At 49.6% G+C, this 26,184-nt stretch carries 24 protein-coding genes and 1 other RNA gene; 22 read left to right on the top strand and 3 right to left on the bottom strand.

The genetic code is table 11. The features are described 5' to 3' along the window. The first annotated feature begins 122 nt into the window (after nt 1-122). The 3 genes from speE (at nt 123) to PGL02S_RS26430 (ending at nt 2,855) form a co-directional block, all read left to right on the top strand. Nucleotides 123-950, top strand: coding sequence for a polyamine aminopropyltransferase (gene speE, locus PGL02S_RS26440; protein WP_036642913.1), 828 nt, complete (start codon nt 123-125; stop codon nt 948-950). Nucleotides 951-967: 17 nt separating this feature from the next. Further along, nucleotides 968-1,837: an agmatinase gene (gene speB, locus PGL02S_RS26435; protein WP_006207488.1), complete on the top strand. Its 870-nt coding sequence runs from the start codon at nt 968-970 to the stop codon at nt 1,835-1,837. 535 nt (nt 1,838-2,372) lie between these two features. Beyond that, nucleotides 2,373-2,855, top strand: a complete 483-nt coding sequence (locus tag PGL02S_RS26430) for an SRPBCC family protein (protein WP_036642915.1) — start codon at nt 2,373-2,375, stop codon at nt 2,853-2,855. Nucleotides 2,856-2,950: 95 nt separating this feature from the next. On the opposite strand, the gene PGL02S_RS26425 is transcribed toward PGL02S_RS26430, so the two are convergent. Both PGL02S_RS26425 and PGL02S_RS26420 read right to left on the bottom strand, forming a co-directional pair. Continuing rightward, nucleotides 2,951-5,023, bottom strand: a complete 2,073-nt coding sequence (locus PGL02S_RS26425; RefSeq protein WP_036642916.1) for a serine hydrolase domain-containing protein — start codon at nt 5,021-5,023, stop codon at nt 2,951-2,953. Nucleotides 5,024-5,279: 256 nt separating this feature from the next. Further along, a complete protein-coding gene (locus PGL02S_RS26420; protein ID WP_006207491.1) occupies nt 5,280-5,804 on the bottom strand; it encodes a phosphatase PAP2 family protein in 525 nt (174 codons plus the stop codon). A gap of 349 nt (nt 5,805-6,153) precedes the next feature. Here PGL02S_RS26420 and PGL02S_RS26415 point away from each other — a divergent pair, with 349 nt between their 5' ends. The 5 genes from PGL02S_RS26415 (at nt 6,154) to argS (ending at nt 10,800) form a co-directional block, all read left to right on the top strand. Beyond that, nucleotides 6,154-7,011, top strand: a complete 858-nt coding sequence (locus PGL02S_RS26415) for a carbon-nitrogen hydrolase family protein (RefSeq protein ID WP_036642917.1) — start codon at nt 6,154-6,156, stop codon at nt 7,009-7,011. Between the two features lie 50 nt (nt 7,012-7,061). Next, entirely contained in the window at nt 7,062-7,733 is a 672-nt protein-coding gene (locus PGL02S_RS26410; protein WP_036642919.1) for a GNAT family N-acetyltransferase, read from the top strand. A 72-nt stretch (nt 7,734-7,805) separates the two neighbouring features. Next, the gene (locus PGL02S_RS26405; RefSeq protein ID WP_006207494.1) at nt 7,806-8,477 is read left to right on the top strand and encodes a hypothetical protein; all 672 of its coding nucleotides are present in this window, start codon (nt 7,806-7,808) and stop codon (nt 8,475-8,477) included. A 221-nt stretch (nt 8,478-8,698) separates the two neighbouring features. Beyond that, nucleotides 8,699-9,124 carry a YwiB family protein gene (locus PGL02S_RS26400; RefSeq protein WP_006207495.1) on the top strand — a complete coding sequence of 142 codons (426 nt, stop codon included), beginning with the start codon at nt 8,699-8,701 and terminating at the stop codon, nt 9,122-9,124. Next, nucleotides 9,121-10,800, top strand: a complete 1,680-nt coding sequence (gene argS / locus PGL02S_RS26395) for an arginine--tRNA ligase (RefSeq protein WP_006207496.1) — start codon at nt 9,121-9,123, stop codon at nt 10,798-10,800. Before PGL02S_RS26400 ends, argS begins: the two co-directional genes overlap by 4 nt. A 117-nt stretch (nt 10,801-10,917) precedes the next feature. Here the strand turns inward: argS and PGL02S_RS26390 are convergent, their stop codons facing one another. Then, nucleotides 10,918-12,063 (bottom strand): S8 family peptidase, encoded by a 1,146-nt coding sequence (locus PGL02S_RS26390; protein ID WP_036642920.1) that lies wholly within the window; start codon nt 12,061-12,063, stop codon nt 10,918-10,920. A 368-nt stretch (nt 12,064-12,431) separates the two neighbouring features. Here PGL02S_RS26390 and rpoE point away from each other — a divergent pair, with 368 nt between their 5' ends. The 14 genes from rpoE (at nt 12,432) to PGL02S_RS26320 (ending at nt 25,899) form a co-directional block, all read left to right on the top strand. After that, entirely contained in the window at nt 12,432-12,998 is a 567-nt protein-coding gene (rpoE, locus tag PGL02S_RS26385; RefSeq protein ID WP_036642922.1) for a DNA-directed RNA polymerase subunit delta, read from the top strand. Nucleotides 12,999-13,678: 680 nt separating this feature from the next. Beyond that, the gene (locus PGL02S_RS26380; protein WP_036642924.1) at nt 13,679-15,280 is read left to right on the top strand and encodes a CTP synthase; all 1,602 of its coding nucleotides are present in this window, start codon (nt 13,679-13,681) and stop codon (nt 15,278-15,280) included. A gap of 274 nt (nt 15,281-15,554) precedes the next feature. After that, a complete protein-coding gene (locus PGL02S_RS26375; protein ID WP_063455972.1) occupies nt 15,555-15,947 on the top strand; it encodes a response regulator in 393 nt (130 codons plus the stop codon). 174 nt (nt 15,948-16,121) lie between these two features. Then, a complete protein-coding gene (fba, locus tag PGL02S_RS26370) occupies nt 16,122-16,976 on the top strand; it encodes a class II fructose-1,6-bisphosphate aldolase (RefSeq protein WP_006207501.1) in 855 nt (284 codons plus the stop codon). Between the two features lie 203 nt (nt 16,977-17,179). Then, the gene (locus PGL02S_RS26365) at nt 17,180-18,439 is read left to right on the top strand and encodes a UDP-N-acetylglucosamine 1-carboxyvinyltransferase (RefSeq protein ID WP_006207502.1); all 1,260 of its coding nucleotides are present in this window, start codon (nt 17,180-17,182) and stop codon (nt 18,437-18,439) included. Between the two features lie 151 nt (nt 18,440-18,590). Beyond that, the gene (rho, locus tag PGL02S_RS26360) at nt 18,591-19,919 is read left to right on the top strand and encodes a transcription termination factor Rho (RefSeq protein ID WP_036642926.1); all 1,329 of its coding nucleotides are present in this window, start codon (nt 18,591-18,593) and stop codon (nt 19,917-19,919) included. A gap of 32 nt (nt 19,920-19,951) precedes the next feature. Then, on the top strand, nt 19,952-21,229 hold the full coding sequence (locus PGL02S_RS26355; RefSeq protein ID WP_036642927.1) for a radical SAM protein: 1,278 nt from the start codon (nt 19,952-19,954) through the stop codon (nt 21,227-21,229). A 178-nt stretch (nt 21,230-21,407) separates the two neighbouring features. Next, nucleotides 21,408-21,605 carry a 50S ribosomal protein L31 gene (gene rpmE / locus PGL02S_RS26350; protein WP_006207505.1) on the top strand — a complete coding sequence of 66 codons (198 nt, stop codon included), beginning with the start codon at nt 21,408-21,410 and terminating at the stop codon, nt 21,603-21,605. Nucleotides 21,606-21,722: 117 nt separating this feature from the next. Beyond that, nucleotides 21,723-21,989: signal recognition particle sRNA large type (gene ffs, locus PGL02S_RS26345), an RNA gene on the top strand. A gap of 292 nt (nt 21,990-22,281) precedes the next feature. Next, nucleotides 22,282-24,003 carry a DNA polymerase III subunit gamma/tau gene (dnaX, locus tag PGL02S_RS26340; protein WP_036642929.1) on the top strand — a complete coding sequence of 574 codons (1,722 nt, stop codon included), beginning with the start codon at nt 22,282-22,284 and terminating at the stop codon, nt 24,001-24,003. Between the two features lie 40 nt (nt 24,004-24,043). Further along, nucleotides 24,044-24,355: a YbaB/EbfC family nucleoid-associated protein gene (locus PGL02S_RS26335; protein ID WP_006207508.1), complete on the top strand. Its 312-nt coding sequence runs from the start codon at nt 24,044-24,046 to the stop codon at nt 24,353-24,355. 25 nt (nt 24,356-24,380) lie between these two features. Then, complete coding sequence (recR, locus tag PGL02S_RS26330; protein WP_006207509.1) at nt 24,381-24,980, top strand: recombination mediator RecR; 600 nt, start codon at nt 24,381-24,383, stop codon at nt 24,978-24,980. A gap of 314 nt (nt 24,981-25,294) precedes the next feature. Further along, nucleotides 25,295-25,585: a hypothetical protein gene (locus tag PGL02S_RS26325; RefSeq protein WP_006207510.1), complete on the top strand. Its 291-nt coding sequence runs from the start codon at nt 25,295-25,297 to the stop codon at nt 25,583-25,585. Nucleotides 25,586-25,632: 47 nt separating this feature from the next. After that, nucleotides 25,633-25,899, top strand: a complete 267-nt coding sequence (locus tag PGL02S_RS26320) for a pro-sigmaK processing inhibitor BofA family protein (protein ID WP_006207511.1) — start codon at nt 25,633-25,635, stop codon at nt 25,897-25,899. The last annotated feature ends 285 nt before the right edge of the window (nt 25,900-26,184 follow it).

The raw sequence follows: 26,184 nt of genomic DNA, 5'->3' as shown, positions 1-26,184 counted from the left end.
AATTTGTTTGGTACAATAGAAAGAGTGTGAAACTGTAAGCAAAAGGCATCTGCCCCGAATAAAGTTTTACGGCTTGGATCTGGACGGCTGAACATTATTCTAGCGGAAAGAAGGTAGAGACGATGGAATTATGGTACACGGAGAAACAAACGCCGACTTTCGGCATTACGGCGAAAATACGGGAAACGTTTGTACATGAGAAGACGGAGTTTCAACAACTGGATATGATCGATACCGAGGAATTTGGACGCATGCTCGTCCTGGACGGCATGGTCATGACTACGATCAAGGACGAATTCGTCTATCATGAGATGGTCGCTCACCCCGCACTGAACACGCATCCAAATCCGAAGAAGGTTCTTGTTGTCGGCGGCGGAGACGGCGGTGTCATTCGCGAAGTGATCAAGCACCCGGGCGTAGAGAAAGCTGTACTTGTTGAAATCGATGGAAAAGTCATTGAATACTCGAAGCAGTACCTCCCCGAGATTGCCGGCAAGCTGGACGATCCGAAGGTTGAAGTGCTGGTTAACGATGGATATATGCACATTATTGAGCATAAGAACGAATATGACGTTATTATGGTAGATTCCACAGAGCCTGTGGGCCCGGCTGCTCCGTTGTTTGAGCGCGGATTCTATCAAGGAATCTACGAGGCGCTGAAGGAAGACGGTATTTTCGTAGCGCAAACGGACAACCCTTGGTTCAAGGCGGACCTGATTCAGCAGGTTAACCGAGACGTGAAGGAAATCTTCCCGATCGTGCGCGTGTATGGAGCGAACATTCCAACCTATCCGAGCGGTCTGTGGACCTTTACGATGGGCAGCAAAACGTACGATCCGCTTGAAGTGGACGAGTCCACCATTGATGAGATGGATACGAAATACTATTCCCCTCGTCTGCACAAAGCCGCATTCGTGCTGCCGAAATTCGTTGAAGACTTGGTGAAATAAGGAGGCCGTATAAACTGATGAAACTGGATCAAGGTTACTCCGGCAACGTGTTTATTCTGAGCTCCGAGGATTATGAAGGGTCCAAGGCCGTTATTTACGGTATGCCGATGGATTTTACGGTTAGCTACCGTCCCGGCTCCCGTTTTGGTCCTGCCCGTATTCGCCAGGCGTCCGTTGGTCTGGAGGAATACAGCCCTTACTTGGATAAAAGCATTGAAGATATGACCTATTTCGATGCAGGCGACCTGATGCTGCCTTTCGGCAACGCAGGCCGCAGCCTTGAAGTGATTGGCGACTATGTAGGCAAACTGCTGGATGACGGGAAGTTCCCGATCGGACTCGGCGGGGAGCATCTCGTATCTTGGCCGATCATTCAGAAGGTGTACGAGAAGTACCCTGATCTCATTCTGATTCATATCGATGCGCATGCCGACCTTCGTGAGCATTATGAGGGAGAGCCGTTGTCCCACTCCACACCGGTCCGCAAGGCGGCAGGCATCATGGGCGGCAAGAACATCTATCAGTTCGGCATCCGTTCCGGCTCCCGTGAGGAGTTCCAATACGGACGCGAGAACATCAACTTCTACCCGTTCGAGGTGGCTGCGCCCCTTAAGGAAGCTTTGCCTTCCATGGGCAACCGTCCGGTCTACGTGACCATCGATATCGATGTGCTGGATCCATCGGCCGCACCGGGCACCGGAACGGCAGAGGCGGGCGGCATCACATCGAAAGAGCTGCTGGAAGCCGTGCATCTGATTGCAAACTCCGGCGTGAACGTTGTCGGCTGCGATCTCGTGGAAGTGGCACCCATCTATGATCCGTCCGAGCAGACCCAGATCGTAGCTGCGAAGCTGATCCGTGAGATGCTGCTGGGGTTTGTTAAGTAGGGGGGGATTCCACCCACCCAAACCCTCCCTGCCAGGGAGGGCCCCAAGGGCGCTGCCCTCTGGACACCCGGAACTTTGGTGTTCGGTGCTGATGTGAGGATCTGAGAGGGGCTCGAGCTTGGGCCCGGCCAATCTCGGGCTCCCCTAGCGGGGACGCCCTCGTGGCCTTAACAGCGCCCGTTGGTGGCCGAGGCTTCGCCCCTCGGCTGGAGCAGAAAAAGCAAGCCTCCCCTATCTAAGCCTATGGCTATCGGGTTCGGCTTGCTTTTTCGTATGGGCGTGGCCCCCTCGGAAGGCACCCCTGCGGGGACGCCTGGTGGGCCAGCCCTGTGTGTGAGCAGCCGAGGCTTCGCCCCTCGGCTGGAGCAGAAAAAGCAAGCCTCCCCTATCTAAGCCTGCGGCTATCGGGGTTCGGCTTGCTTTTTCGTGTGGGCGTAGGCCGCACTTTGAGCAAATGAGAAGAAATGGACCGGGGTCAGATGTTATAAACTTAATGGAGATGAGATGTGAAGACGCTAATAAGGAGGTTAACCTCATGACCGATTCGTCTATCAAGAAGAGAACGGATTCTGCTTCAAGGTTGATTAAAGCATCGCCCGAAACCATTTATCAGGCGTTCACGGACCCCAGGGCTTGGGTATCGTGGCTTCCGCCGGAGGGGATGTCAGGTCAGATTGACAGCTTTGATGCACGTGAAGGCGGGAGTTATCGAATGGTACTCAACTATATCGGATCGGACCACGTGAACCTTGGCAAATCATCGGAAGGCACGGATATCGTCCAAGGTACTTTCCTGGCGCTGGTGCCCAATAAAAAAATCGTGCAGTGTTTTGAATTCGAGTCGGATGACCCCGCTTACGGGGGCTCGATGACTATGACATGGACGTTGACCGCACTCGCGGAAGGCACGGAGGTGACGATTGTTTGCGAGAACGTTCCTGAGGGCATACGGCAGGAAGATCACGAAGAGGGCTTAAATTCTTCGCTTCACAATCTCGCTGTCTTTACTGAAAGATAATGGACAGGCTGTGAGGTTCACTGCGCCCCATGACAGTAAAAAAGCAAGCAACCCTATGTAAGCCTATCGGCTGATCGGGTTGCTTGCTTTTGTGTTTATTTCAGGGTGATACCGAACGCCGAGCCCGGGGTACCGGCAAATACGACGGTTCCATTGGCAGGGAGCTTCACTTCGTTAGAACCGCTGGCAACGGTGTAGTTCACAACGGCACCTTGCTCGTCATATACGGCGAATGCGCCTTGTGCCGGCAGCGTCACTGTCATCGTTTTGCCTGCAACGGCATCAGAGACGGTGTACCATTTGGCATATCCATCGGCTTGCAGGGTAACGGTTGATTTTTTTCCTTTGTAAAGGGGCTTAACGTCTTTCTCGCTCACAAACAGCGATCCGGCAGCTTCGAGATACTCCACGCCTTTTTCCTTATAGAAACGGAATTCAGACGTATCCCGGCTTCCAATAGCCGGAACTCGATGCTCGCTTACTGCGGTATCCGGGTCGATGATTTTCTTATCGATCATATAACCTTCCAAGCCACTCTTGCTGCTGATCTCTACGGACGGCTTCATAATGAAGTACATCAGCGACGTGAATTTCTCATTTAACGGATAGAAGGTTTGACCTTCCCGCTTAGCCCAAGCGGCAGCGGTTTCCTTGGACAGCGGGTTCGCTTTCATCTTCTCGGCGGAATACTGCGAGATGGCAAGCTGTCCGAGTCCAGGAATGGATACATATTGCCTTACCCATAAGTAGATCCCGTCATTTTTCTCGGTTACGAAGCTGACCTTCGTACTGCCATCCGCGCTCACAAATGTTCCATCCGCAGTGTACACATATTTCTCTGCCGGATAATCCGGAACCATAGGTACGGAGATCGACAGTTCGCCATCCTTGATGTCGGCTTTCATCTGTTGATTAGTCACGCCATAGTATCCGGCGTATTTGGTGATGTCGTCAGGCATATCCGCCTTGACGGGTTTGCCGAATGATTTTTCCGGCTTGAATTCCTTAATGGTGCCCTTCTCCTTCAGTGCGTGCAGCAACATTTCGCTCGCCATCAGTTGGTTTGTGGAGCTGGAACCGCCCGAGGATAACACAGCAGCAGCCATGTTTTGCTCTGGAAGGACAACGAGAGAGGCGTGATACAGAATGGTGTCCCCACCTTTGGTCACGGCTTTCATATCATATTGGTTGAACGGGAACAGTCTGACGCTGTCCCAGCCCAGTCCGTAATCAAACGAATTGTCGGCGTCGGCCGGCCACAGGCCTTTTTTATACTCTTCTTGTTCCATGGCCTTGATGGACTTGTCGGTGAGAATGCCTTCCGCTTCGCCCGTGAAGATCTGTGCGAATTGAACGAGATCCTCAGCCGTGGAATAGATGCCGCCGGTACCGATGACGTTAATTGTTTCGTTAGGAAGCTGTCCCTGATGAGTAGGATAATAAAGTCCAGCCATTTGCTTCAAATTCAATTCATCCTGGGATGTCTTGGTATGATCCAAATCCAAAGGCTCGGTGAAATTTTCGTGAATGAATGAGGTAAAGCTTTTGCCGCTGATTTTTTCCACCAGAATTTCAGCCAGCGTAAAACCGTCATTACAATAAACGGAGTATGCGCCCGGATCTGCTTTCAGGTTTTGGGTGGATAATTGCTTCAATAATGTGTCATGCGCATGAGCATCGTTATCCTCGAACAGAAATGCATTGTTCAGGCTCGAGCCCTGCAGTCCGGAGGAATGGTTAAGCAGCATGCGCGGCGTAATTTTTTTGTAGCGCTCGTCTTTCATTGTGAATTCGGGTATGTACTGAACGAGAGGCGTATCCAGATTGATTTTCCCGTCATCCACCAATTTTATCACCGAAGCGGCGGTAAACATTTTACTCGTGGAGCCGATGCCATACATCGTATCCTGGGTCAGCGGAATCTTTCCTTCGATATCGTTCACGCCTGCTTGCCCGGACACGGTAATATTGCCGTTATCGATAAGGGCATATTGGACGCTTGTGGTTCCATAAGTCTCTGTGAGCAGCTTTGCTTTTTCTGCGGCGGTTTTCTCCAGGCCCTGGACAGCGGCGGTAACCTGGCTGTTATCTGCTGCCATGACCCCGGCTGGAAGAACCAGTGTGACGGCGAATAGGGTAACGAGCATCCGTGATAGTCTTTTCTTCAATGAATAAATACCTCCTTATTATGATGTATTAGTTAGTACGATTTACCAGCTGGAATGGTTCGATTTATTTTAGAGTTTCTAAGGATTTGTAGTGAAAGCGCATGGGAAGCGAGCGATAAGTTCTGCCTTGGAGTCTTAGAATGATGGGGACGAGGAATGCTTACTTGATAACGGGTACTGCCTATGGACAACACAAAAAAACCACGCCTCCCATCATGGGCCGCCGCAGTGGCCAGTTGGGAATGCATGGTTTCTTTTAACTGAGTACGATGAGCAGAGCCGAAGTGGTTCCGACAAAACAGCCGGCAAGGCAATCCGAAGGATAATGAAAGCCGAGATAAATGCGTGACAGGCTGACCGTAAGCGCCAGCAGGATCAAGAGTAATGACAGCCACGGTGTTATGAATAGAAAAGGGGTAACAATAGAAAATATGGCCGTGGAGTGTCCCGAAGGAAACGAATGATCCTTCATCGGTTTTTTCTCAAACCGTACTTGCTCTAAAGCCAGGTAAGGCCTGATGCGCCGCATCTTTCTTTTGATGAGGGCCGTAACCAGAAAGCTGAGGGACAGTGCAATAAAGCTCTGCCATCCCATCGTATTCCACGGCTCCGGTGCAAAAAACGCTATCGAAAGTGTTAGCACAATGGTAAAGATAGCACCCCCCATATGGGTGACCAGCGCGAGCATCGAATCCACCGTTTTGTTGCTGATCTTGCGGTTTAACCAGCGGAAGATAAGGTGGTCATGTTGCTGAAGCCAATCCATCGAACGAGTAATCATTGTGAACAGAACACCTCACATTATAATTTTGTAAGCTGGCAGCTTGCCATAGGGCCAGTTCATGACTGCCGTGTATGCTTGTAAGGGCTGAGATTCATAGTGTGACCAAGGGCTTACATACGACAGTATACAGGACAATTGTTAAGTGTGGGTATGAATGACGCGTATTTTTTCATAAAATCGAACTTTATTTGATACAGGTGACGCCTTGGATAACCGTTTCGGCGTGTTTTCGGACGTTCCCGTCATAACTAGGGTTTCCAGAAGGGGCCGACTTGATGTTCTCATGTTCTCGGAGCCCGGAATCCGATATAATGAAGGCATCTAATCATTTATAAGGAGGAAAAGCATGAAATTTCGCGTTTCTGCCGTGCAATATCATCTGCACACCATTCAATCCTTTGACGATTTTGCCCATCAGTCGGAGCATTACATTCGGACGGCGGAGGAATTTGAAGCCGATTTTGTGCTGTTTCCGGAATTTTTTACAACACAGCTGATGTCCATCGGGGACGATCAGGGCAAAGCATTAACGATCCATGATCTTCCGGATTTCACAGACCGATACCGTGAGCTGTTCCAAGGCTTTGCGAAGCAATATAACATTCATATCATTGGGGGAACCCACGTCATTCGTCGTGAAGGGAAACTGTACAATGTGGCGCATCTGTTTTATCCGGACGGCCGCATCGCGGAGCAGGCCAAGATCCATATTACGCCTTCGGAGATCTCCGGATGGAATATGGGGGCAGGCGAGGGGCTTGAAGTGTTTGAGACAGACAAAGGCACCATTGCGATGCTGACCTGTTATGACATTGAATTCCCTGAGATTGTACGGATGGCCAAGGCCAAAGGGGCTGACGTCATTTTCTGTCCATCCTGCACGGATGACCGACATGGGTTCCATCGTGTGCGGTACACGAGCCATGCTCGCGCCATTGAGAATCAAGTCTACGTGGTGCTGACTGGTACGGTAGGCTCGCTGCCCACCGTGGATCTGATGCGCGCGAACTTCGGACAGGCGGCTATCATTACGCCGAACGACATTCCGTTCCCGCCCCAAGGTCTGCTGGCTGAGGGCGAGCTGAACCATGATATGCTCATTACCGCGGATCTCGATCTGGATTTACTGTATCAAGTGCGGGAGAAAGGCTCTGTAACGACTTGGCGTGACCGCCGCACCGATCTGTATCCGGATTGGGAGTGAAGCCCGGTTTATCATAGCTTGAAAAATAGGACAGAGGCGGTGCAGAGGAAATGGCCCGGTTTCAGCAATGGTTTTATGTATTTGACGACAACCGGCCGGTGCCGGTTGTCGTTCGAAGTTACACGGAAGCAGACTTTGACGAGCTGATCGTCATCCAATCCGAGACGTTCCCGCCCCCGTATCCGCCGGAGCAATGGTGGAACAAGGAACAGCTAATGCAGCATGTCACTTTGTTTCCAGAAGGTGCACTATGTGTTGAAGTAGACGGCGTGCTCGCCGGGTCGATCACTTCGCTCATCGTGGATTACGATCCGCTGCAGCCCGCTCATTCTTGGGCGGACACAACGGATAACGGATATATTCGGACGCATAAGCCGGAGGGAAATACGCTTTACATCGCCGATATTTGCGTCAGGCCACGCTTTCGTAAGCTTGGCCTCGGCAAGTGGCTGATCCAGTCGCTGTATCATGTGACGGTCGAACAGGGACTGGACCGGCTGCTTGGCGGTGGACGGATGCCGGGATATCATCGTCATGCCGATGAGATGTCAGCTGCGGAGTATCTGGACGCGGTAGTCCAGGGGGATCTGAAAGATCCGGTGATTACGTTCCTGCTGCGCTGCGGCAGAACGCCTATCGGAGTGGCTGCCGAATATCTGGAGGATGCGGAGTCCTGCAATTACGGTGCTCTGATGGAATGGAAGAACCCGTTTAGAGGATGATGACGTGTCAATTGCACCATCATTTTCCCGAACGTTAAATAAACAACTTCATATATAAGGAGGTTTTACGAAGTGGAATATATTCGCATAACGAGTATTAACGATCCCTTGTTTCGCAAAATGCACAATCTGATGAAGGAAGTCTTTCCTCCGGAAGAAGTGCTGGAGTTCAGTCTATGGAAGGAACCGCTGGAAGATCCGGGTATTCGGGTATTTGTTGCCCTGCATGAAGAAGAAGTGGTCGGTACGACGGAGTATCGTTATTACGAGGACTGGAATGTGGCGATGACTGATTTCACCATCATCGGACGCGAAGGGCTTGGCATCGGCCGATTTCTGGCGCTGCATCGCCTGAAGGATCTGAACCAACTGGCAGCAGCGAACGGTAAAGAGCTGTTCGGCATGTTTGCCGAGATTTACGATCCCTACCAGGTGCTGGACTATGCATTTGGCGGGGTGAAGCCGATGGATCCGTTTGTTCGTCGTGAGGTGCTGTCTCATCTTGGCTATAAACGTACGGATCTCACGTATGTCCATCCATCCTGGAACAACGATGGCGAAGCGGTGAGCGGGCTCGATTTCTGCTTTATGCCGGGTGATGACACTGTGGATGAACTGCCTGCAGATCTGATTGTGAACTTCCTGAAGCGATATTATGCCGTCCTGCCTGAGAAACCACAGGCATGGAACGACATGATTGCCAAGCTGGAAGCACAGGAGAGGGTAGCGCTGCTGCCGCTGTAAACCAAGTCGATAGGGAGTGCCTGATTCTTCATGAATCAGGCCTATTCTGTTATCGAAGCACTAGTGGAATTGACGTGTTGAATTCCAGTGAATGGCCCGAGTGATGGGCAGGGAAATTGGAGATAGAGGCTCATATATTTGACTTTTGCTAAAATCCTCATTTGAATTGCAAGGCCATACTGGATATAGTAATACAATAGGTAAGGAAAAGAGGAACGTACATGAACGACCGAAAACAAGTGAGCATCCGTCTTCACAGCCTTCACGAAGGGGAGAATACGGTACAGGAGCTGCCCGCAGAGGCTTTTATCAAAGGGAGTGCTCTGTATGTTCGTTATACAGAACCCGCACTCGGGCCGCATCAAGGGGAAACCCGGGCGATGCTCAAGCTGACGGAGGACGGGCTTAAGCTGATTCGGCACGGCGAGGTGGAATCCGAGCAGTCGTTTCAGCTGGGTCAGCGGTTACCGGGTTACTACCGCTCTCCGTTCACTTCATTTAATCTGTCTACGCATACCCAGCGTCTGGAGCTGGCGCTTGAGGGCATGTCCGGACGCGCGGCTTGGGCGTATGATTTATATGTGTCGGGCGAGTTTTCGGGACACTTTTCTATTAGTTTGACTATTCAGGAGGCACAAGAATCATGACTATGAATCCATTAGATCACATTAACGGGCTGGTTGCCGAAGCGGTAGCGGACGCTGCCGTGGCTGCAGGGCTGGTTTCCCGTGAGGAGCTGCCGGCCATTACGCTGGAAGTGCCGAAGGATAAATCGCACGGTGATTTGGCAACGAATGCTGCGATGCAGCTGACGCGTATCGCCAAGAAGAATCCCCGGCAAATTGCCGAGGCTATTCTGGAGCATTTGGACACGGCGAAAGCTTCCATTGAGAAAGCGGAGATTGCCGGACCGGGTTTTATTAATTTTACCCTGGACAAGGGTTACCTCTATCCCATCGTAGCTTTGGTTCAAGAGCAGGGTGACAACTACGGACGGATTACCATCGGCGAGGGACAGAAGGTTCAGATGGAGTTTGTCAGTGCCAATCCGACAGGAAGCCTGCACCTGGGCCATGCCCGCGGCGCAGCCGTAGGCGATGCGCTCTGCAATGTGCTCGACTATGCAGGATACGAAGTAACGCGCGAGTATTACATTAATGATGCAGGCAATCAGGTCGTGAACCTGATTAAATCCCTGGAAGCTCGGTATTTGCAAGAGCTGGGTCAGGATGCCGAAATGCCGGAAGACGGCTACCATGGCGAAGATATCAAAGGTTTTGCCAAAGAGCTTGTGGCTGAGAAAGGCGATTCCTTGTTGTCCATGAGCCCTGGAGAGAGAACAGCCTTTTTCCGTGAGTTCGGGCTCGAGAAGGAACTGGGCAAAATCAAACGCGATTTGAATCGATTCCGCGTTCATTTTGACGAATGGTTTAGCGAAACGTCCCTGTACGAGGACGGTCTTGTCGAGAAGTCTCTGGAAGAGCTGAGATCAAAAGGCGAGGCCTACGAGAAGGATGGAGCAACCTGGCTTCGTACAACCGACTATGGGGATGATAAGGACCGCGTCCTCGTTAAGAATGACGGAACCTATACTTACCTGACACCGGATATTGCGTACCACCGCAACAAATACGAGCGCGGATACGACAAGATCCTCAATATTTGGGGAGCGGACCACCACGGTTATGTCCCGCGTATGAAGGCTGCCATGGAGGCGCTTGGCAATGATCCGGACAAACTGATTGTATTGATCGCCCAGATGGTCAGCTTGTTCCAGGATGGCGAGAAAGTGAAGATGTCCAAGCGTACCGGCAAAGCGGTAACGATGGAAGACCTGATGGATGAAGTAGGTGTGGACGCGATTCGTTACTTCTTCACGATGCGCAGCATGGATTCCCATCTGGATTTCGATATGGATTTGGCAGTTTCTACGTCCAACGAAAACCCGGTGTTCTATGTACAATACGCACACGCACGTATTTGCAGCGTATTCCGCCAAGCCGAGGAGCAAGGGATCAACCTGCTGCCGCTAGCTGAAGTGAACCTGAGCGTGCTCACCGCCGAGCATGAATACGACATTTTGCGCAAAATCGGGGAACTCCCGCAGGAAGTGTCGCTTGCTGCGGATAACTATGCTCCGCACAGACTCATCCGTTATGTATATGAGCTGGCTTCTTCGTTCCACAGCTACTATAGAGCCGAGCGTGTTATTACAGAGGATGCGGATCAGACACAGGCACGTCTTGCTCTCCTTGGAGCTGTTCGTACCGTAATCGCTAACGTGCTTCGCCTGATGGGCGTATCGGCTCCAGAACGTATGTAATGGAGTTTTGGTTCACCTTTCCTTGATATAGGTGACAACAGCCGTCTTTCCGTGGGGGAAGGCGGCTGTTTTTTTGTAAGCGAATTTCATTTTTGTGGTCCATTCTTAAGTGCAAGATTATAATTTCATGCCCTCGCGCAAAAATTTGAAAGCATTAACCTCTCCGTCGGAGACGCTGTATCCTTTTTTGAGTTTGAGTGGAGAGGAGGTACGCCGCAGCAAGGCTTTGATGGTTGCCGTTTTCAGATCAGGCTTTTGCGCAAGCAGCAGGGCGATGGTTCCGCTGACATGAGAAGTGGCCATGGAGGTACCGCTCATCTCGTGGTATTTTCCCTGCAGCCAGGCCGACACGATTTTGTCTCCAGGTGCATAAATATCTACAAATTGCCCGCGATTGCTGAAGGCTGGAATTTTTCGGTGGCGATCGGTAGCTCCGACAGATATGGTTTGGGGATAGCGGGCGGGATAGTCAGCTGTACGGCGTTTGCCGTCATTGCCGGAGGATGCAACAATAATGACGCCTGCTTGGTTGGCCTTGCCTACGATATCCAGCAGTGCGCGGCTTCGGGTCTGCATACCGAAACTCATATTGATGATATCGATCTCGGCGCGTACGCACCAATCGATTGCCAGAATAATATCCGATACGAAGGCGGACCCGTTATGATCAAAGGCCTTAACAGGATATACCACAGATCGGGGGGCAACGCCGATCATGCCTTGCGTGCTGTTCGCGGCAGCGATCGTGCCCGAAATATGCGTTCCGTGCCCATTGTCATCGTACGGCGGCATGTTTCGATGAACCAGATTGATCCCCCTGGTCAGCGAGTATTTCAGATCCGGATGAGAAAAATCCACACCTGTGTCAATAACGGCAATCTTCATGCGGTGTCCTGTCGAGATAGACCAGGCATGAGGGGCTTTGATTTGCTTGATACCCCATGGGATCCCGGTTAACGTTCCAATTGTTCCCTGTATGGCCTGGATATGAACCTGTTCATCCTCCTCGACCATCAGCTCATGTCGAAACTCCGCTTCAAACTTCGCTGTCTGGGGAGCCGGAGCGATGATGGTGTGGGTAAGCGGCGAGTAGCTGATCGATTCCGGGAAACGCGCTTTCCCGGCGAGCCGATTCCATTCGCTGATGCATTCCTGGTACAGCTGAGGGTCATGAAACGTGAGGAGCCGCCGGTTCTTGTCCCGGACGTTCCGCATAGGGTTCGTCTCTGTCAGTAGTGATTGCATGATCCGGGTGTAATCCATGTGTGGCAATCTCCCTTCTCGATGAACCGTTGCTTCAGTATTGTATGAGTCGGGGTGAGAGCCCGAATGGGATGTTGCCCTTTTTCCGGGAAATAGGCCCTGATTCGCGTGTCAAAGCAGAAGGGCGAACATAAGATACATGGAGAGAATATCAAGGTTCTCTTATCTATCCCGTAAGGAGTCGATCCTTGGGGCGGGTACAGTCAGAAGACGGAGAGGAAGAGTCTCCGTCTTTTTCCTTTTTGGTATCGGACGGGCCGTGGCGCATAAAAACTTGATTTTTATTTCCAAATAGGTTTTACTTAGTTTTGATAATGGATATGTTGAGGGTATAACGTGAAGATTTGTGTGAGAGGAAGTGTGCGTTAGTGAGTAATCCGCTCAATTTAAAGATCGATCCGGAGAAGATTCAGGAAATCCCAATGGTTGACCTGGCTTTTATGGTTCTGAAGGCGGCGAACACGCCGTATTATTACCGTGACCTTATGAATGAGGTGGCCAAGCTTCGCGGCTTTACGGAAAAGGAAATTAACGAAACGATTGCCCAGTTATATACCGAGATCAATATAGACGGACGTTTCGCATGTGTAGGAACGAATCTGTGGGGACTGAAGCGTTGGTACCCGCTTGAGAAGTCCGAAGATCCGATTGCGAACGCGAAGCGTCCGCGGATCATTAATGATGAAGACGACGATGATGACGACTTCACGGATGAAGAGGAAACTTACAGTGCCGACGAAACCGAGGATGATTTTGACAGCATCGACGATGACGATGATGATCACGATGATCTCTTCTCGGATGATGACGATGCCGAAGATGAAGTAGATGAAGACGTTGTTCTGGATGATGACGAATTGGAGGATGAAGATTCAGAATCCGAGGAAGAAGAGGATCTGGAAGAGGAAGAATTTGAGGAAAAGGACAAGGATTAATCCGTCTCACAGCAGCGGCTTATGGGCCCGTCTGCTTTGTTTATGACTTTGTTTTACAGTGTCAGGTGATTGGGGAATTTTGAGCTTTGTTCTTCTCTTGACAAGCAGATAAGGCACAGAGTAAACTATTGCTTGGGCTTATGATTGTGGATTAAATATGTTTAATATAAAAGTGCCCCGTTATTTATTCGGGGTCACTTTTTTTGTTTTTAAGGTATTAGAAAGTGCAGACGACGCTAGCTTCTGGACCTGAAATCGCAAGAAAACTTACCATAAAAAATTGGGTCTGTCTTCTATGGAGTATGTCGATAGGCGTTTTTCTTGTGGGCTAGAAAGTATCCTATTGTAGGGAAGTACTGATCTCTGCAGTGAATAATCCGCCTTGGCGGATGTCTCTTGCCAAGCTTCGTGCCGATTAAGATTTAGGTGCTTGGATGAGATGTGATGAGATTTCGGAATCGCTCGGCGCCGGTATGATGCCGTGCAGGCAGCTCTATACGAGGATCATTGAAGCGTCAAGTATATGCGGTTTGTAATAGGTCGGAGGTCAGCTCGCTCACCATTTTTGGAAGCGAGCCATGCTTTTTGTTGGTCCCTCTGATGAATCAGGGGAAAACGGGTTAGGATAAACATCATATGTCGCCTGAAGTTATGGAGATTATATAGGAGGGTTTTTAACAGTGACAAAGTATATTTTTGTAACAGGCGGAGTCGTGTCATCTCTTGGTAAGGGAATTACCGCCGCTTCGCTCGGTAGATTGCTTAAGAACAGAGGGCTCAAGGTAACGATTCAGAAATTCGATCCGTACATTAATATAGATCCGGGCACCATGAGTCCATACCAGCATGGCGAAGTGTTCGTTACTGACGATGGTGCGGAAACCGACCTGGACCTGGGACACTATGAGCGCTTCATCGATATTAACCTATCGAAGAACAGCAATGTGACAACAGGTAAAGTATACTCATCTGTCATCAGCAAGGAGCGTCGGGGAGAATATTTGGGCGGCACCGTGCAGGTTATCCCTCATATTACGAATGAAATTAAAGAGCGCGTATTCCGTGCAGGCCGTGAAGCGGGTTCGGATGTAGTCATTACCGAAATCGGCGGCACGGTTGGTGATATCGAAAGCCTTCCTTTCCTTGAGGCCATCCGTCAAATCAAGAGCGACGTTGGCCGTGAGAACGTCATGTATATTCATGTAACCCTCATTCCATATATTAAGGCAGCTGGTGAAGTGAAAACGAAGCCGACCCAGCACAGTGTAAAAGAACTTCGCAGTATCGGCATTCAGCCAAATGTCATTGTCTGCCGTACAGAACATGAGCTTTCAACCGAGATGAAAGCGAAAATCGCGCTCTTCTGCGACATCGATCCTAACGCGGTCGTAGAATGCCGCGATGCGTCCTCACTGTATGAGGTACCGCTGAATTTGCGTGATGAAGGTCTTGATGAAATTGTAGTCAATCATTTGAAATTAACGACACCGGCACCGGATATGAGCGAGTGGGAAGATCTCGTAGAACGCGTATCCAAGCTGGAGAAGACTGTTGAGATCGCAATTGTTGGTAAATATGTCGCGCTCCATGATGCGTACCTTAGTGTTGTTGAGTCATTATCCCACGCCGGATTTGATGCGAATGCCGAAGTGAAGGTCCGCTGGGTAAATGCCGAAGAAATTACGGCAGACAACGTCGAAGATATGCTGAATGGCATAGGCGGCATCCTCGTACCGGGCGGATTTGGTGACCGGGGTATCGAGGGTAAGATCAGTGCAATTCGTTATGCTCGCGAGCGCAATATTCCATTCTTCGGTATCTGCCTTGGCATGCAGGTGTCGGTTATCGAATATGCCCGCTCCATTCTGGGACTGAGTGGTGCGAACAGCTCTGAGATCGATCCGGCTACTGAATATCCGGTCATCGATCTTCTGCCGGAGCAGAAAGACATTGAGGATCTCGGCGGTACGATGCGTCTTGGATTGTATCCATGCAAGCTGGTTCCGGGATCACTTGCGGAGTCCTGCTATCAGGATGAGCTGGTTTATGAAAGACATCGCCACCGGTATGAATTCAACAACCAATACCGTGAAGATATCGAGAAAGCAGGCTTGCGTATTTCCGGTACATCTCCGGATGGACGCTTGGTTGAAATTGTAGAACTGCCAGGACATCCATGGTTCCTTGCTGTGCAATTCCATCCGGAGTTCACTTCCCGTCCAAACCGTCCGCAGCCGCTGTTCCGTGAATTTGTAAAAGCTTCGATTCAGCACAAAGCATAATATGGGAAGAGCCTCTTTTGAAGAGGCTCTTTTTTGACTTTATTTTATGTTTTCGGCGCGTTTGTAAAGTTTTTGGACAGGGTTCGAAGTAAACATCCTTGCTGTCGACTTTGTTTACAGCTATCCATTTATCTTTTTTTCGTACTTTTTTCGAGATAGGAAGGAATTCGACATCTACAGGCGAATACAAATAATGGTCGGTTTATGGGAAAGTTAGGAACTTTCGAGTTTGCATATACTCATTGCACGATTTAAGTATCGGGAGGTTGGAAGGATGAGCAAACAAAGCAAACACAAAGTGTTGATTGTGGATGACCAGAACGGTATCCGCATCCTGCTTGTGGAAGTGTTCAGCAGTGAAGGGTACGAGACGTTTCAAGCGGCGAACGGAAAGGCAGCGCTTGAAATTGTAAAGCTGCACACGCCGGATCTGGTGCTGCTGGATATGGAAATTCCTGGAATGGACGGGCTTGAGATTTTGAAGCATATTAAACAGATGAATCCGGACATCAAGGTGATCATGATGACAGCTTACGGGGAACTCGACATGATCAAGGAAGCAACCGATCTTGGCGCACTGATGCATTTCACCAAACCTTTTGATATTGATGAGATGCGGCAAGCCGTCAATATGCAGTTAAAAGGGACCGCCAACAATATCGGTTGAACTATGAATTCTGCTCAAAGGGCGGAATTCTTTTTTTTGCCAGAATGTGAGGTCCGTCGCAGCATTTTAGGAAATGCTTGTTTAGTATTTATGACGCGATGTGGTATAATAAGGCCGTATGTTATATCGGCTAAAAACCATAGACAAACTAAGCATCTTTAGGAGGATGAAACCATGCCATTAGTATCAATGACAGACATGCTGAACAAAGCACTTGAAGGTAAATATGCTGTTGGTCAATACAACATCAATAACCTGGAGTGGACATATGCAATTCTTGAAGCAGCTGAGCAAGAGAAATCTCCAGTCATTCTGGGTGTTTCTGAAGGCGCAGCTCGTTATATGGGTGGATTCAGCACCGTTGTACACATGGTAAAAGGTCTGATGGAGGATCTGAAAGTAACAGTTCCTGTTGCCATTCACCTTGACCACGGTTCAAGTGTTGAGAAGTGTAAAGAAGCAATCGACGCAGGATTCACTTCGGTTATGATCGATGATTCCCACAGCCCGATTGACACGAATATCGAAACAACGAAGCAAGTGGTTGAATACGCTCATTCCAAAGGTGTTTCCGTTGAGGCTGAAGTAGGCATGGTCGGCGGACAAGAAGATGACGTAATCGGTGACGTAATGTACGCGAAGCTGGACGACTGTGTACGCATCGTGAATGAGACAGGCATCGATACACTGGCACCTGCGCTTGGTTCTGTTCACGGTCCTTACAAAGGCGAGCCAAACCTTGGTTTCAAAGAGATGGAAGAAATCCGTAATGCAGTGAAGCTTCCATTGGTGCTTCATGGTGGTACGGGGATTCCGACTCATGATATCAAGAAAGCCATCTCTCTGGGTACTTCCAAAATTAATGTGAACACCGAGAACCAAATCTCGTTCTCCAAAGTTGTTCGTGAAGTGCTTGCTGCTAAACCAGAAGCTTACGATCCTCGTACATTCCTGAAACCAGGTCGTGAAGCGATCAAAGAAACCGTTGTTGGCAAAATCCGTGAGTTTGGTTCCAACAATCAAGCTTAATTCATAGTTATTCGAGTCGCTTGTAGCCCTAGGGGCCATAACAGGACGATTGGAATCACCTGAGATATTTAGGCTGTCTTATGCTGCATACAATGAAATGGAAAGCACACCGCATAGCCGGTGTTTTTCCATTTCATTTACTATAATGACGGCTATCAGAACCATTTCCGGCTGCGAAGTGATGTAGGGGGACCCGAAAGCTTATGGAAAAATTGATGATCAGCGGTGGACGCCCACTGCGAGGTACTGTAACAATCAGTGGTGCCAAGAACAGTGCAATTGCGTTAATTCCCGCCGCAATCCTGGCGGAATCGGAAGTCGTACTTGATAATTTGCCGCTTCTCAGCGATGTAGCTGTTTATGCTGAGATACTGGAAGAGTTAGGCGGTCAAGTTTCATGGGAAGGCAATCAGATGAGAATTGACCCTTCTGATATCAAATCTATTCCGATGCCTAACGGACCCGTGAAGAAACTGCGCGCGTCCTACTATATGATGGGCGCCATGCTTGGAAGATTTAAAGAAGCCGTGATCGGACTGCCGGGCGGCTGTAATTTTGAACCTCGTCCCATTGACCAGCACATTAAGGGCTTTGAAGCCCTGGGTGCGACCGTGACCAATGAACACGGTTCGATTCATCTGCACGCCAAAGAGCTGCGGGGCGCTAAGATATATCTGGATGTAAGCAGTGTTGGTGCAACCATTAACATTATGCTGGCGGCTGCCAAGGCCAAAGGCTCCACAATTATCGAAAATGCGGCGAAAGAGCCTGAAATTATAGATGTTGCTACACTATTAAATTCCATGGGAGCTGTCATCAAGGGCGCCGGGACGGAGACCATCCGGATTGAGGGCGTAACCGAGATGCATGGCTGCCGTCATTCCATTATTCCAGACCGGATTCAGGCCGGTACATATATGATTGCTGCTGCAGCTACACGCGGTGATGTTCTGATCGACAACGTCATTCCGAAGCATCTTGAAGCCCTTACGGCCAAGCTGATCGAGATGGGCGTTGGCATCGAAGAACTGGACGAAAGCATTCGCGTTACCGGTAAGGACCGGTATCAGCATGCCGACGTGAAGGCTCTTATATATCCTGGATTTGCAACGGATTTGCAATCACCGATGACCAGCCTGCTCACCCAAGCAGAAGGCGTCAGTGTCCTCAGTGATTTTGTATATAGCAACCGGTTTAAACATGTACCAGAGTTAGTTCGCATGGGGGCCAGAATCCGTGTGGAGGGACGCTCAGCCATTATTGAAGGCGGGCCGCTGAACGCAGCCAAAGTCAAGGCGACGGACCTTCGCGCAGGTGCCGCATTAGTCATTGCGGGTCTAACCGTACCCGAAGGGGTAACCGAAGTCAGTGGCGTGGAATTCATTGATCGCGGTTATGATCATCTGGTATCCAATCTGCGAATGCTGGGTGCTGACGTATGGCGTGAGACCGAGGAAGAGTGATTTTTTCCAAAATGAGGGAAATATGTGGACCGAACTGCATATCTCCCTCTGATTTGGGTAATGCTCCTAGTAAAGCTCTCATAGAATAATAGACTACATGACAGCAGGTTCTGCTGCGACAGAAACAAATAATTGAATAGGTGGTTATTGAATGGATTTACAAATATCCGATTTGGAAGGCATGAAGCTGACGGATCTGTATAAGCTGGCCAAGAAATATCAGATTCCTTATTATGGCCAGTTGAAGAAAAAAGAACTGATATTTGCGATTCTCCGAGCCCAGGCGGAACAGAGCGGCTTGATGTTTATGGAGGGCGTACTTGAGATTTTGCCGGAAGGATACGGCTTCCTTAGACCGATTAACTATTTGCCAAGCACGGAGGACATATACATCTCGGCATCCCAAATTCGCAAATTTGATTTACGGACCGGAGATTTGGTCTCAGGCAAATGCCGAACACCTAAAGAGAACGAACGTTACTTCGGACTGCTGCAGGTTAACGCCGTAAATGGAGAGAATCCAGCCGTTGCAGCGGAACGCTTGCACTTCCCAGCCTTGACTCCTCTTTATCCGCAAGAAAAGCTTGTTCTTGAAACATCCCCTAATCAGTTGTCAACCCGAATTATGGATTTGCTTGCACCTGTAGGTTTAGGACAACGCGGTTTGATCGTGGCGCCGCCAAAAGCAGGGAAAACGCTCCTCTTGAAAGAAATCGCCAACAGCATCTCAACCAACAATCCAGAGATTGAACTGTTTGTTTTACTCATCGATGAACGGCCAGAAGAAGTAACGGATATGCAGCGTTCCGTAAAGGGCGAGGTGGTTGCTTCAACGTTCGACGAGCTTCCGGAGAACCATATCAAGGTTGCGGAACTGGTATTGTCGCGTGCATTGCGGCTGGTGGAGCATAAGAAGGACGTTGTTATTTTGCTGGACAGCATTACCCGTCTTGCCCGTGCATACAACCTGGTCATTCCTCCTTCCGGCAGAACGCTAAGCGGCGGTATTGATCCTGCGGCATTCCATCGTCCGAAGCGTTTCTTCGGGTCTGCGCGTAACGTGGAAGAAGGCGGAAGTCTGACCATACTCGCTACTGCCTTGGTTGAAACCGGGTCCCGGATGGATGATATCATTTATGAGGAATTTAAAGGAACAGGCAATATGGAGCTGCATTTGGACCGCCGTTTCGCGGAACGTCGTATTTTCCCGGCAATCGACATTCGTCGCTCGGGTACACGGCGTGAAGAGGTGCTGCTGAACAAGGATGAACTGGACACCATTTGGGCAATCCGTAAAAATATGAACGATTCCGCTGACTTTGTGGAAGGGTTCCTCAAAAAAATGCGCGACAGCAAGAACAATGCGGAATTCTTGGCTTCATTTGATGTTAATGCCAACAGCAGCAGCGGAACCGGGACTCAGGGCCAGTCGGCCAGACGTCCATCGCGTGCATCTGCAGCGACGGCACCTCAGACGTAAAGCCCTGAACAACCGGAGAATAGGAGATCAACATGTATTTGGTTTATGCAGATGAACAAGGGAACGTATACGACCATTCTGAGCTGTACGGGCTTGCCCGCAGTGGGGATATGATCGTTGAAATATTGGATGATGAATTGATACCTCTGCCAGATGGGGCTACGCTGGTCGGCCTTCCGAGTACCCGAGCCATCGGGATGGATCCTGAGACCGGTGAAATGATGCCGCTTGAAGACGGGTATACAGCTGTCGGAGCGCTTTTGCCGCAAGGCTATACCCGATTGTGCTTGCCAGGCTATGTGAAGTCAGACAAGGAATACAAGCTGCCGCTCTTCGGTTATTCGGCTGTCGTGTGGAAGGATGGCGCATTCTACACAACTGCGCGCTTGTCCGATGACCCTGAGAAGTGGAATCCAATGAATTGCGATTTGAATGATCTTGAGCTTGGGGTTAAGGCTCTGAAGGAGAAATATCCGGAGAACCGGCTCTATGAGCATCTGTCCAACTGTGCATTGGGATACGAATGCCTCACGGCATCGAACACGTTCCTGAATCGCTGGGAGGGTGCGGTTCCCGTATCCTATTCCTGTAATGCAGGCTGTTTCGGGTGTATCTCGGAACAGCCGGATGACAGCGGCTTTGTCGCCCCTCAGACCCGGATGAATTTCCGCCCGAGGGTAGATGAGCTGGTGCAGGTGATGCTGGAACATCTGAAAACACCGGAGTCCATCATCAGCTTTGGCCAAGGTTGTGAGGGTGAGCCTTCCACACAAGCGAAGATCATTATCGAAGCGATGAGAGAAGTTCGGTCACAGACGGATATGGGATATATCAATATTAATACCAATGCGGGTTTGACCGATTTTATCCGCGGCATCGTGGATGCGGGCCTTGACTTGATGCGAGTGAGTACCATCAGTGCATTGGATGGCCATTATAACGCATACTACAAACCAAGAGGATATACGCTCGCTAATGTGGAGAAGTCCCTTCGCTATGCAACCGACCAAGGCGTGTATACTTCCATCAACTATCTGATCTTCCCCGGCGTAACCGATCGCGAGGAAGAGCTGGAAGCCATGATTGAGTTTGCCCGGCGTACTGGGCTTAAATTAATCCAGCTTCGTAATCTTAATATCGACCCTGAAAGCTATCTCCAGCTCATTCCGCCTGCACAAGGCGAGATTCTCGGGATGAAGCAGGCCATTGAGATTATGCAAGAGGAATTACCTGATGTGGTCATTGGATCCTACACTCATGTACCTCCTGCCGGACAGGCAAGACCGAAGAAGAGAACGTCTCTGATTTAACCGGTATATGGCCCGTTGTTTATCTGCTAAAAACAGGGTGAAATTCCATTTGTGAACTTGTCTGATGTTTTGTGTATGGGCTATTGCGCAATCAATATGCTCGTGATATACTCGGTTTATGTGTCCATATAACTCTGGGTCCGCATGAGGCTCAGGGCGGAAAGAGGTGAAAGCTACAATGAAACAAGATATTCAACCGAAATATCACGTTACTACAGTTACTTGTGCTTGCGGTAATACGTTTGAAACAGGTTCTGTAAAACCAGATCTTCGTGTAGAGATTTGCTCGAACTGTCATCCGTTCTTCACAGGTAAACAGAAATTCCTGGATGCTGGCGGTCGTGTTGATAGATTCAAAAAGAAATACGGTATCTAATAAACAAACCCTTCGCCCCTATGGCCGAAGGGTTTTTGTCTGTCTATAGGCGTGATATGCCTTGTAACTTCTTCCGTCGGTTGCTTTTTTGATAGCCATGCGATATACTAAAGTTCGCCGTGCTAGACGGGGAGGTAGCGGTGCCCTGTAACTCGCAATCCGCTGTAGCGAGGTTGAATTCCTGTTAGAGGTATTGTCGATGTGAGGCTGGTCCCTGCACTCAATGTTGACGGTTGGGTCCTCCGCAATGAGCACTTGTGAACCTGGTCAGGTCCGGAAGGAAGCAGCCATAAGCAAGATCGCTTTTGTGCCGGAGGGGTGCCTAGCCCGAGTTGTTGTTCAGGATTGCCGCTCGGATCGCAATTATCAATAACAGGTGCACGGTATACATAACTGCACATAACACCTTTGCCATTGGCAAGGGTGTTTTTTGTCGAGGCTGCCTGATATCGAGGGAAATCCTTCATGCTAACTTGGATAAAGATTTCCAAGTAAACGTTTTGCTAAGGCAGGGGAAAGTAGTATAGAATGTAGTATAATATAACCGTTAACTCACGCTTTTTCAGGTTGAGATTGACCATGAAAGTAAGAGCAACGCACACGGAGATGGGGCTGCAGTCTATACCGATTAGTTATTAATCTTCGTGAAGTGGAAGTTGAAAGAGGGTAAAGCACAGTGGAACATATCGCGTTATATCGTGCTTGGCGACCGCAGTCATTCGGTGACATGGTGGGCCAGCAGCATATTATCCAGACCCTGCAGAATGCCATTCGCGAGCAGCGGGTTTCCCATGCCTACCTGTTCAGCGGTCCACGGGGTACGGGCAAGACCAGTGCCGCTAAAATTTTGGCCAAAGCCGTGAACTGCGAGCATGGTCCGGCTGAGGAACCCTGCAACGAATGCGAAGCCTGCCGGCGGATAACGTCCGGAGCTGTTATGGATGTTCAGGAGATCGACGCTGCATCCAACCGCGGTGTCGAGGAGATCCGTGATTTGCGGGAGAAGGTCAAATACGCACCGACCGAGGTCCGGCGTAAAGTTTATATTATCGATGAAGTGCACATGTTGACGACGGAAGCATTCAATGCCTTATTGAAAACGCTGGAGGAGCCGCCGGCACACGTGATGTTTATACTAGCGACAACAGAGCCCCATAGACTTCCTGCAACGATTATTTCACGCTGTCAGCGGTTTGATTTTCGGAGGGTCTCCCTTGATGAGCAAACCGGTCGATTGCAGCAGATTTGCGGGGAAGAGGGAATTACGGCAGATCATGAAGCGCTGCAGTATATTGCCCGTCTATCGGATGGCGGTATGCGTGATGCACTGAGTATTCTGGATCAGATCGCTTCGTTTACCGGTGGCACGGTGTCTTATCAACAGGTCATGGACATGACGGGTGGTATTGCCTCGGAGCAGTTTGGGCGTCTTGCCAGCGCCGTGAAACAGGGGGATGCCGGGCTCGTGCTGCAAATCGTGGAGCAGTTTATGCAGGAGGGAAAAAGTGCCGACAAGTGCATGGAGAATCTCCTGTATTATTTCCGTGATTTGCTTATGATCAAGATGGTGCCCGATGCCGACAAACTGACCGACCGGGTTCTGAATCCGGCAGAATTTCAGGAAATGGCCAATGCCTTCAGCCGCGATGAATTATTTCAGATGATTGATACGCTGAGCCGCTATCAGAGTGAGATGAAGTACGCCTCGCAGCCGCAAACCTTGTTTGAGGTAGCCCTGCTTAAGCTTTCCGGTATTCCTCAATCCGCGGGTGGGGCAACAAGTGCCCATGGTACAGTCGACGCCGGGGAGCTGGCTCAGTTGAAGCAGCATGTAGCCGCGCTCGAGAAGAAGCTGGAACGCCTGATGCAGAACGGTGTTCCAGCGTCGAACCAACGGGAAGCTGCCAAGTCTACCCGTACACCAGCGCCGAAAGCAGCATCATCAGCCAAGATTCCGCAGCATATGGATCAGTATGTAGCTTCCCGAACCGGGGAAGAGTACACCGCAGTTCAGCGGCAGTGGGCTCAAATACTCCAGAATGTAAAAGAGGAGAAGGTTACGGTCCACGCGTGGCTGATGGATGGAGAGCCGGTGTCCGTATGGGAGGACAAGGTGCTTGTCGCTTTCAAAAACAACATCCACCGCGAAACGACCGAGAAACCTGCCAATAAGCAGGTGATTGAAGGGGTGCTTGATTCTACGCTCGGCAAGCCGTATCATCTGGTGACGATGATGCTTCGTGACTGGAGCGACGCGGTTGAAGGAGCAGGCAAGCCTCAGGCAGAAGAGCTTAAGCTGGAGCACGAGGTGGCTGATGCTGAAGCCGGTGGAGAAAAACCATGGATTGATGAGGCGATCCAGTTATTTGGGGAAGACCTCGTTGTCATAAAAGACTAGCACGTGACTGCGTGCACCCTATTATAAGGAGAGATGAAACATGAATAATATGAACCAAATGATGAAGCAAGTGAAAAAGATGCAGGAGCAAATGCTGAAAGCTCAGGAAGAGCTGGCTACCAAAACCGTTGAAGGCACTTCCGGCGGAGGCGTGGTTACCGTAGAAGTGAGTGGGCACAAGCAAATTCTGTCCATCAACATCAAGCCGGAGGCAGTTGATCCGGATGACGTGGAAATGCTGCAGGACTTGGTGCTCACAGCGGTTAATGACGCACTTGCCAAGGCAGAAGAAATCGCAAATGCCGATATGGGCAAATTTACAGGCGGCATGAAAATCCCGGGCTTGTTCTAATCTAACCTAGAAGGAGTAGTTACATTTGTACTATCCTGAACCGATCGCGAAGCTCATTGACGCCTTTACGCGACTGCCGGGTGTGGGGCCGAAAACGGCCGCCCGCCTGGCTTTTCATGTTCTGAACATGAAGGAAGATGATGTTATTGATTTTGCCAAAGCGTTAGTCAGCGTCAAAAGGAATCTGCATTACTGCTCTGTCTGCTGCAATATCACCGATACGGATCCGTGCCGGGTATGCCAGGACAAGACCCGGGATCCCTCCACCATCTGCGTAGTACAGGATGCAAAAGATCTCGTGGCGATGGAGCGTACGAAGGAATTTGACGGCTACTATCACGTTCTTCATGGAGCGATATCTCCCATGGAGGGTATTGGACCGGACGAAATTCGTCTCAAGGAGCTGCTTACGCGCCTTAGCGACGAGAGAGTGAAAGAATTGATTTTGGCCACGAATGCGAATATTGAAGGTGAGGCGACGGCGATGTACATATCGCGGCTTGTCCGTCCATTTGATATTAAAGTGACCCGAATTGCTCATGGACTTCCTGTGGGCGGCGACTTGGAGTATGCGGATGAAGTAACCTTGTCCAAGGCGCTCGAAGGACGGCGTGAATTGAACTAATATGTTCTCACCATCCCTGCGCAGCTTAATTTAAATGAATCCTTGCTTACATTAGGGAGGGACATTAGGCGTTGCTGCAGCAGTGTTTTTTTCAAAAGAATAATGGTATAGGGATAGGTGGTCTTAAATCCCTGAACACGAACGAGCATTAGAAGGTATTCTGATGGCTCGTTTTTTCTTTGTCTTTTTGCTGTGCAGAAAGTAGAGTAGGGAAGATTTGTTTTGGTTCTAAGTTTGTCCTCCTCTCGATATGAATGTTACAGACGGTCATAATGGCAGTGCCAAACATTCATATTCATAGGAGAGTGAGCAGAATGAAGATATGGTGGAAGCAGTCGAAGAAGCGAGAGGAAGAAACCTACATCACGATTGAGGATCAAGAGCGGATGTGGCATGTATTCATGGATGTTCGGAGATCCCAGATGGAGTGGGAACGTGCTCATCTGCTATTTCAAGAGGCTACGGGTCAGGATCAGATTGATTATGCCATCTACATGCTGGAGGCAGCGGAACGTAAATACCAGATGAATCTCAAACAGGCCAAGCAGCTCAACCTGGATGGGGCGCAGATGCAGTATATCGAGCAGAAGAGAGAGAATGGCTAAAAGAGGCCGCTGTTGCGGTTCTTATACCATATGAAGGAGGAGTATCTATGAAACTGGTTGTTCTAGGGGTTCTAAGCATATCGCTATTATTGCTCATCTATATCATCTTCAGAAAGAAACTCGGGCTGGGTTGGTTAACTGTATTTGGCGCTCATCTTGCTCTCTCTGCGGTGGCGATTTATATTGTGAATTTCACTGGTTTAGCGGCGGAGACTTACATTCCCCTGAATCCAATGACCATTGGAACTGTAATGGTATTGGGTCTGCCTGGCGTAGCTCTCTTGGTCGGTTTAAAAATAACTTTATTAGGGTAGTTGACGCATGCTTATAATCTATGATACATTAATGTTCGCCCGTTTGATTTGGGGTGTAAAAGATTGACCGGTTAGGCAGAAGATTGATTGAAAAAAATCAAAAAAACTTCTTGACCAACAGCAAGCTAGTATGATATATTATAAAAGTCGCCGCTGAGATGCGGATGACAAACAAAAAACGATTGATCTTTGAAAACTGAACAACGAGTGAGTAAGGATTTTACTTGTAAAATCCATTGCGAAATCATCATGTACAAGCCTTTGGTTTGTTGGGTGATGGAGCAT

The sequence above is a fragment of the Paenibacillus glucanolyticus NBRC 15330 genome (assembly GCF_004000885.1).
Classification (GTDB): domain Bacteria; phylum Bacillota; class Bacilli; order Paenibacillales; family Paenibacillaceae; genus Paenibacillus_AQ; species Paenibacillus_AQ glucanolyticus.
The sequence above is the reverse complement of the archived record's forward strand: the minus strand, read 5'-3'. Positions and strand labels throughout refer to the sequence as shown.

What these genes read in the sequence shown, in the direction of transcription:
- speE (WP_036642913.1), top strand. Translation starts at nt 123, where the DNA reads ATGGAATTATGGTACACGGAGAAACAAACGCCGACTTTCGGCATTACG.
- speB (WP_006207488.1), top strand. Translation starts at nt 968, where the DNA reads ATGAAACTGGATCAAGGTTACTCCGGCAACGTGTTTATTCTGAGCTCC.
- PGL02S_RS26430 (WP_036642915.1), top strand. Translation starts at nt 2,373, where the DNA reads ATGACCGATTCGTCTATCAAGAAGAGAACGGATTCTGCTTCAAGGTTG.
- PGL02S_RS26420 (WP_006207491.1), bottom strand. Translation starts at nt 5,804, where the DNA reads ATGATTACTCGTTCGATGGATTGGCTTCAGCAACATGACCACCTTATC.
- PGL02S_RS26415 (WP_036642917.1), top strand. Translation starts at nt 6,154, where the DNA reads ATGAAATTTCGCGTTTCTGCCGTGCAATATCATCTGCACACCATTCAA.
- PGL02S_RS26410 (WP_036642919.1), top strand. Translation starts at nt 7,062, where the DNA reads ATGGCCCGGTTTCAGCAATGGTTTTATGTATTTGACGACAACCGGCCG.
- PGL02S_RS26400 (WP_006207495.1), top strand. Translation starts at nt 8,699, where the DNA reads ATGAACGACCGAAAACAAGTGAGCATCCGTCTTCACAGCCTTCACGAA.
- argS (WP_006207496.1), top strand. Translation starts at nt 9,121, where the DNA reads ATGACTATGAATCCATTAGATCACATTAACGGGCTGGTTGCCGAAGCG.
- PGL02S_RS26390 (WP_036642920.1), bottom strand. Translation starts at nt 12,063, where the DNA reads ATGGATTACACCCGGATCATGCAATCACTACTGACAGAGACGAACCCT.
- PGL02S_RS26375 (WP_063455972.1), top strand. Translation starts at nt 15,555, where the DNA reads ATGAGCAAACAAAGCAAACACAAAGTGTTGATTGTGGATGACCAGAAC.
- fba (WP_006207501.1), top strand. Translation starts at nt 16,122, where the DNA reads ATGCCATTAGTATCAATGACAGACATGCTGAACAAAGCACTTGAAGGT.
- PGL02S_RS26365 (WP_006207502.1), top strand. Translation starts at nt 17,180, where the DNA reads ATGGAAAAATTGATGATCAGCGGTGGACGCCCACTGCGAGGTACTGTA.
- rho (WP_036642926.1), top strand. Translation starts at nt 18,591, where the DNA reads ATGGATTTACAAATATCCGATTTGGAAGGCATGAAGCTGACGGATCTG.
- PGL02S_RS26355 (WP_036642927.1), top strand. Translation starts at nt 19,952, where the DNA reads ATGTATTTGGTTTATGCAGATGAACAAGGGAACGTATACGACCATTCT.
- rpmE (WP_006207505.1), top strand. Translation starts at nt 21,408, where the DNA reads ATGAAACAAGATATTCAACCGAAATATCACGTTACTACAGTTACTTGT.
- PGL02S_RS26335 (WP_006207508.1), top strand. Translation starts at nt 24,044, where the DNA reads ATGAATAATATGAACCAAATGATGAAGCAAGTGAAAAAGATGCAGGAG.
- PGL02S_RS26325 (WP_006207510.1), top strand. Translation starts at nt 25,295, where the DNA reads ATGAAGATATGGTGGAAGCAGTCGAAGAAGCGAGAGGAAGAAACCTAC.
- PGL02S_RS26320 (WP_006207511.1), top strand. Translation starts at nt 25,633, where the DNA reads ATGAAACTGGTTGTTCTAGGGGTTCTAAGCATATCGCTATTATTGCTC.